Here is a 6833-nt window from a genome sequence, read left to right on the forward strand (position 1 = left end):
GCTGACCAGGTAGATGAGATTAATCAAACGCATCAAAACCAAAATTATTTGCCAGATGCAGAGTTATCATCAAATCTGTTGGCAGTCGCTGATATGAAAACAGCGGTGCAAGATGCCGAGGTTGTTTTGGTGGTTGTTCCAACCAAGGCCGTTCGTACCGTGGGCCAAGAATTGGCTCAGACTTTGCAAGACTTGAACCAAGTTGTAATCTTAGCCCATGCAACGAAGGGATTAGAACAGGGAACTCACTTACGGATTTCTCAAATGCTCCAAGAAGTCGTACCGGCTGAATCTTACAACGGTTTAGCGGTCATTTCAGGCCCTTCACACGCCGAGGATGTGATTAAGGATGACTTGACGGCTGTTTCTATCGGAGCGACTGATGAGACCGCTGGACGCGTCTTACAGGAAGCCTTGGCTAATGAGAACTTCCGACCATATACGAACCATGACTTATTGGGCTCCGAACTTGGTGGTGCTCTAAAGAATATCATTGCCATTGGGTCAGGTATGTTAATCGGCTTAGGCTATGGTGTTAACGCTCAAGCAGCTCTATTGACCCGTGGCCTCGTTGAGATGCGAATGGTTGGTCAAAAAATGGGTGCTGAACCTGAAACTTTCTTAGGATTGGCGGGGATTGGTGATTTGATTGTCACTGGAATGTCACCCAATTCAAGAAATTACCGGGCTGGTTTTGCTTTAGGTCAAGGGAAGACCTTACCTGAGGTCCAAGAACAGATGGGGATGGTTATCGAAGGTGTTAATACGGTTAAGGCTGTCCACGAATTTGGTCAGGCTAACCAGCTAGAAATGCCAATCACAACTGCCCTTTATCAAGTGCTTTATGGTAATGCCACGATTGAAGATGAAATTAAATCATTGATGACTCGGCCATTAAAGTCTGAAGATTAGTTCAAAATTTGGTATAATTAGAAAAGAATATTTGGACGTCAATAAACGTCTGTTATGAAAGTAGGGAAGTATGAAACCTGTACGGAAAGCCATTATCCCGGCCGCTGGTTTGGGAACTCGTTTCTTGCCAGCCACAAAGGCCTTGGCTAAGGAAATGTTACCAATTGTTGATACACCAACAATTGAATATATTGTACGTGAAGCAATCGCTTCTGGAATTGAAAGTATTGTCGTTGTTGATGGAAAGTCAAAGCGGTCAATCGAAGATCATTTCGATTCAAATCCAGAACTTGAAAACAACTTGCGTGAAAAGAACAAGCTTGAATTGTTGAACTTGGTTGAAGAAACAACTGATATCAACATGTACTTTATCCGTCAATCACATCCAAAGGGATTGGGTGATGCCATTTTGACTGCTAAGGATTTCATTGGTGACGAACCATTCGTTGTTTTGCTCGGTGATGACTTGATGCAAGATGAAGTGCCTTTGACAAAGCAATTGATTGACCGTTACCAAGAAACTGGTGAATCAACTTTGGCTGTGTTGGAAGTTCCCCATGAACAAGTTTCTGAATATGGTGTGATTGATCCAGCAGCTAAGGTTAAAGAAGATGGTTTGTACCGGGTTAAGTCTTTCGTTGAAAAGCCACAACCTGAAGAAGCACCATCAGACTTAGCAATTATCGGTCGTTACTTGTTGACGCCTGAAATTTTCGAAGAGTTGGAACACACTAAGCCTGGTAAGGGTGGTGAAATCCAATTAACTGATGCCATTGATTCATTGAACAATCGTCAACACGTTTACGCCCATGAATTTAAGGGTGCTCGTTATGACATTGGTTCAAAAATTGGTTTCTTGGAAACTAACATTGAATTTGGTTTGAAGCATCCGCAAACAAAGGACCAATTGCGGGCTTACATCAAAGAATTGGCCGCAAAGCTTTAATATAGTATTTAAAATTAAGAGGTGGTATACCTCTTTTTTTTTGCTTTTGATTAGACAAAAAGACAATTTCAGGTTAAAATAAACAACAGCGAATTATAGGAGGTTCCCTCATCATGACAGAAGTTAAGCAATACGATGTGATTATCATCGGTGCTGGCCCAGCCGGCATGACTGCTGCGACTTACGCTTCACGGGCGGATTTAAAGACTGTAATGCTCGACCAAGGAATCTACGGTGGCCAAATGAACAACACGGCTGACGTTGAAAATTATCCGGGTTATAACAACATTATGGGACCAGATCTGGCTGAAAAAATGTATGCTTCTTCAACTCAGTTTGGAGCAGAGTATTCATTTGGTCGGATTACCGGTGTGGAAGTTGTATCAGACAGCGAAAAGCTTGTTCATACTGACATGGGTGACTTTCAGGCTCCCGCAATTATCATTGCGACTGGGTCTGAACACATCCACCTTGGTGTAGACGGCGAAGAAGATTACCAGGGCAAGGGTGTTTCTTACTGTGCTGTCTGCGATGGTGCCTTTTTCAAGGGTGAAGAAGTTGCTGTTGTTGGTGGTGGGGACTCTGCTGTTGAAGAAGGCCTCTACCTTGCTGACGTGGTCAAGGACGTGACTGTTTACGTTCGTGGCGACCAATTAAAAGCCCAACCAATCTTGCAACAACGGGCCCAACAAAAGGACAATATGACCTTCGTATGGAATACTGAAGTTACTGCTATTAAGGGTAATGATCAGGAAGTCCAAACATTGTCATTGCACAATAACCAAACTGATGAAGACTCAGAAGTTGAGAAATCCGGGATCTTCATTTATGTTGGTTTAAAGCCTAACACACAGGTTTTTGCAGGCATGGGTATCACTGATGCTCAAGGCTGGATTAAGACCGATGAGAAGATGGCAACTGCTGTTCCTGGTATCTTTGCAGCCGGCGACGTTCGTAGCAAGGATTTGCGCCAAATTGCCACTGCTGTTGGCGATGGCGGTATTGCCGGACAACAAGCCTACCAATATGTAGCAACTTTGAAAGCCAAGTAAAATTGGCTTTTTTATTTTGCCCATCTAATCAGTGTTGTTGTTTTTACTTTGTTGATAAAAGAGAAACCTGGCTAACTTAATATTTGTTACTAAAAGACAAGCGCCAACAAATATTTTGTTATTAAGCTGTTATTCACAAAGCTAATAGTTGTTTGCTAACCTAGAAGATGTGGATATCCACACTTTTTAAGAAGTAGAAATAGGAAGAGAGCTTACAACGTGAGGAAAATCAAAAACATTGTATTTATTGGACAGGCAGCATTAGGTTGGCTAGTACAGTTTGCCACATGGACAATTCCTGGCCTAAAGACAGACATCAAAGAAGGGTTAGGGAGTTGGCCTCTGGCGGTCAAGGTATTGATGACTATAGTTGTGTTTGGCGTATTTCTTTGGTCTTTCCCATACTATTGGTTTAAGAGAAGTCCCCAGAAAGCTAATTAAAAGTTAAAAGTAAAAAGCCCCACCTATCATCATGATAGGTGGGGCTTTCGTTATGAATTATCCTTTGACAATTTCGCAGAATTCCAAAGTAACACCTTCGGGAGTGCGAACGTTGAAGAACTTGATACCGTTATCCCAGAATGGGAGGTGTTGAACTTCGCTGTCAATCAAATCCAATCCTTGTTCCTTAGCAGCAACAAAGGCTGCATCGGCGTCAGAAGTGTTCATTGAGATGTGGTTGATTGAACCGGGCTTACCAGTTCCTTCATCCGACAACCAAGTTTCAATAACCAAGTGTCCATACTTGAAGAACTTAACTGGTCCACCTTCTTGGAAGTCACCAGTCTTTTCAAAGCCGAGGCTTGTCCAGAACTTTTCAGCACGGTCCAAGTCAGGGGTAGGAACACCAACGTGTTGTACGTCATCAAAATAATCAGTAAAGGCCATAATAACCATTCCTTTCAATATGAGAGCGCAGGGTTTATTCTGCGGAAGTGGAAATACCTTGGTGCTTCAACTTACTAAAGATACGAGTGTCAGCCCAGCCAGTGATGTTTCCCTGGAATAGGAAAGCAAAGACTGTTCCAAGACCGTAGTTTGAGAAGTCAGGGTAGGCAATCAAAGCAACGATTCCGATAATGGTAGGTGGAATATAAGATACCCACATGGCCAAACCGGCATTACCATTGAAGTACTTGAAACGTAGAACTTGCATCAAGTCGTCAGCAGGGTGCAAAACGATGTTTGTACGCTGATAAATCGAGATGGCAATGGCAATTAGAGCAACACCAACAAAGTTCAAAAGAACATAGGCGAGATCCATTGCCCAACCATGGGCTTCCGGCAAGATCTTAGTGAATGCATCAACAAAGACAGAAATCAATGCTGAAAATGGAACCATAAACGCTAAGTTTCCAAGGAAACGCTTGATGTCGACTTTTCGATTCAAAACCATGTTAAGAATTGCGACTAACATACCAACCACGAAGAAGACGATTGATACATTCTTCCCACCTAAGAAGGCGACGTTCCAGCCGTTTTGAGCGGCTGTCCAATAGGCGGAACCTAGAAACGTAGGATGGATTTTTTGACTGGTAACAATTGTTAGCACGTTACCCATTGAGTTAATTACCAAAGAGAAGGCAAAGTAACTGAGGGAAACGGGCCAAGAAATTGTCCGTTTTGCGTTATTCATAAAGGTTAGGCCTCTTCACCACCAACCTTGACAACAGCCTTAGAAACAACACCTAAGCGGCCGTTAACAAAGTCATCAACTTGGTCTAAGTTCAATTCGTGTGACATCAATGGCTTGATGTTCAACTTTCCTGATGAAAGCAAAGCCAATGAGTCTTCGAATGCGTTAGGGTTAATAAATGAACCTTGGATAGTCAATTGCTTTTGGAAGACTTCGTATGTGTTCATTTCGAAACGGGCGTCAGGTCCACCAACTCCGAACATCAAAACTTGGGCACCACGTGCTGAAGCTTCGATAGCTGATTCTTGAGTTTGTGGCATTCCAACAGCTTCGATAACAACATCATATTCACCAGCAGGGATCTTGTCACCCTTCATAGTGTTGAATGTGTTCTTAACGTTGAACAATTCCTTGTTCATTTGCAACTTTTCGTCAACGATTCCAGCCAAGTCAACTTGGTGGATACCGTAAGCTTGCAAGATTTGAACGAACAATTCACCCATGAATCCGTCACCGATAACCAAAGCCTTTTGGTATGGTGATGGCTTCAACAACTTCATACCGTGGATAGCACATGAAATTGGTTCAACGATAGCAGCTGACTTCAAGTCAACGTTGTCAGGAACTTGGTAAACAACTGAAGCAGGAGCAGTGAAGTATTCTTCAAAACCACCGTCACGAGTAACACCAACAGCATCTAAATGTTCGCACAATTCTGGACGACCAGTGTGGCAGTACTTGCATTGTCCACAGTAGATGTTAGGGTCAACAGTAACACGGTCGCCAACCTTAACGTTGGTAACGGCTGAACCGATTTCCTTAACAACACCTGAGTTTTCGTGTCCCAAAACGATTGGGGGAACAGCATCAGCTGATCCTGGTTCACCAGCATACAATGCGTGGTCAGTTCCACAAACACCAGCAAAGGCTGTGTGGATCAAAACTTCATCAGCCTTCAATTCAGGCTTTGAATATTCTTTAACTTCGAGCTTCTTCTTATCTGTTAAAACTAGGGCTTCCATGTTTTATTCTCCTTCAACATATGGTTCCTTGTAACAACTTACACATAGTATAATAATATCTGCACAAACTTTTGTCAAGTGAAAAACAAAACTTTTTTAAAAACCTGATAACAAAGGCTTCTTACAGTTTGAAATTATTATAATTACTGATCAAAGTTGAGAAAATAGTTCAATATTCATCCGGATTTGTCTCCATTATATAAGAAAAGATTAGTCAAATTTATGACGAAACAGCATAAATTCGAGCAGTAAAAATTGTTATGATATAAGTGAATTGAATTTAAAATTCATAGTGGAGGGGATTTGGGTAGAAAAATTAGCTTTTTTTCATTTTAACGGCAGACTTAAAAATCGAAATAGCGTATGATAGACTTAGGCATTTTATTTAGCCTTAATTTTATTAAGGTAATATAACAATGAAAATCATTGTTAAGCGTATAACGCTTGCCTAGGAGTACTGAGTGGGAACATGTATTAAGCTATTGGAATAGTAGTTTCAAACTCGATAGTACTTGGACAGACTTTTAAAGGAGTAACCGGACTCTATGGTTCTATCTTTCGTTGCTGTGTCCGATTGGCTGACGCACATTAGTGCTGCGGATGCTAATTTTTCAATAATTGAATTATCAATCTTGTTTCTATTAATACTGGTTGAGACGGGTGGGATTGTCACTGGCTTTATTCCGGCGGATGCCTTGGTGATGACTGCTGCAGGTTTTGCAGGACGTCATCACTCGTTGGTTGAATTTGCCATCTTAGTCGTGATTTTTGCAGTTGCTTCTATTATTGGTGACTCGATTAACTACTGGCTGGGTGCCTGGGTCATCAAGCAGCTCAGTAAGATTAAATGGGTGGCCAAACACATGGATGGTGAATTGTCAGAGCAGATTGCGAAGAACTTCAATCGTAAACGCTGGCTCTTGTTCATCATTTTGGGTCGGTTTATTCCCTTTGTTAGAACGGTTGTTCCGCTCTCGGCTCACCGCTTAAAGTTGGCCTTTCATAGCTACTTTAAGATGTCGGTTATTGCCTCAATTTTGTGGGCAATGACGATGGTGACAATTGGTTACTATTTTGGCCATTTGGAATTGCCGAAGGCAGTTACAATTTCAGTTGTGGTTGGGGCCATTGTTTTTGCCATCGTTGTCATCCGGTCTGTGCGCTTCCGGCGCTCAATTTTAAATTTGATTACTAATCCTACCAAAGAAGTAGAGGAGAAATAACCATGACTTATCAAAGTCGTTTGGCTCGTTGGGAGTCCGCTA

7 protein-coding genes are annotated in these 6833 nt (G+C 42.0%); 4 read left to right on the plus strand and 3 right to left on the minus strand.

Annotated elements, in window-relative coordinates:
* From AOQ29_RS04760 to trxB, 3 genes are all read left to right on the plus strand, one after another.
* A partial coding sequence (locus tag AOQ29_RS04760; RefSeq protein WP_061993377.1) for an NAD(P)H-dependent glycerol-3-phosphate dehydrogenase occupies positions 1-912 on the plus strand: 912 nt, incomplete at its 5' end.
* Between the two features lie 70 nt (positions 913-982).
* Positions 983-1858 (plus strand): UTP--glucose-1-phosphate uridylyltransferase GalU, encoded by an 876-nt coding sequence (gene galU, locus AOQ29_RS04765; RefSeq protein WP_061993378.1) that lies wholly within the window; start codon positions 983-985, stop codon positions 1856-1858.
* Positions 1859-1971: 113 nt separating this feature from the next.
* On the plus strand, positions 1972-2910 hold the full coding sequence (gene trxB / locus AOQ29_RS04770; RefSeq protein ID WP_061993379.1) for a thioredoxin-disulfide reductase: 939 nt from the start codon (positions 1972-1974) through the stop codon (positions 2908-2910).
* Positions 2911-3408: 498 nt separating this feature from the next.
* Here the strand turns inward: trxB and AOQ29_RS04780 are convergent, their stop codons facing one another.
* From AOQ29_RS04780 to AOQ29_RS04790, 3 genes are read right to left on the minus strand one after another with little or no spacing between them, the layout of a single operon-like run.
* Complete coding sequence (locus AOQ29_RS04780; RefSeq protein ID WP_061993381.1) at positions 3409-3798, minus strand: VOC family protein; 390 nt, start codon at positions 3796-3798, stop codon at positions 3409-3411.
* A gap of 34 nt (positions 3799-3832) precedes the next feature.
* A complete protein-coding gene (locus AOQ29_RS04785) occupies positions 3833-4546 on the minus strand; it encodes a fructose permease (RefSeq protein ID WP_061993382.1) in 714 nt (237 codons plus the stop codon).
* Positions 4547-4551: 5 nt separating this feature from the next.
* Positions 4552-5568 (minus strand): zinc-dependent alcohol dehydrogenase family protein, encoded by a 1017-nt coding sequence (locus AOQ29_RS04790; RefSeq protein ID WP_061993383.1) that lies wholly within the window; start codon positions 5566-5568, stop codon positions 4552-4554.
* A gap of 545 nt (positions 5569-6113) precedes the next feature.
* On the opposite strand from AOQ29_RS04790, the gene AOQ29_RS04795 reads away from it, so the two are divergent.
* Complete coding sequence (locus AOQ29_RS04795; protein WP_061993384.1) at positions 6114-6791, plus strand: DedA family protein; 678 nt, start codon at positions 6114-6116, stop codon at positions 6789-6791.
* Positions 6792-6833 lie beyond the last annotated feature (42 nt).

The sequence above is a fragment of the Fructobacillus ficulneus genome (assembly GCF_001047075.2).
Taxonomy (GTDB): Bacteria; Bacillota; Bacilli; order Lactobacillales; family Lactobacillaceae; genus Fructobacillus; species Fructobacillus ficulneus.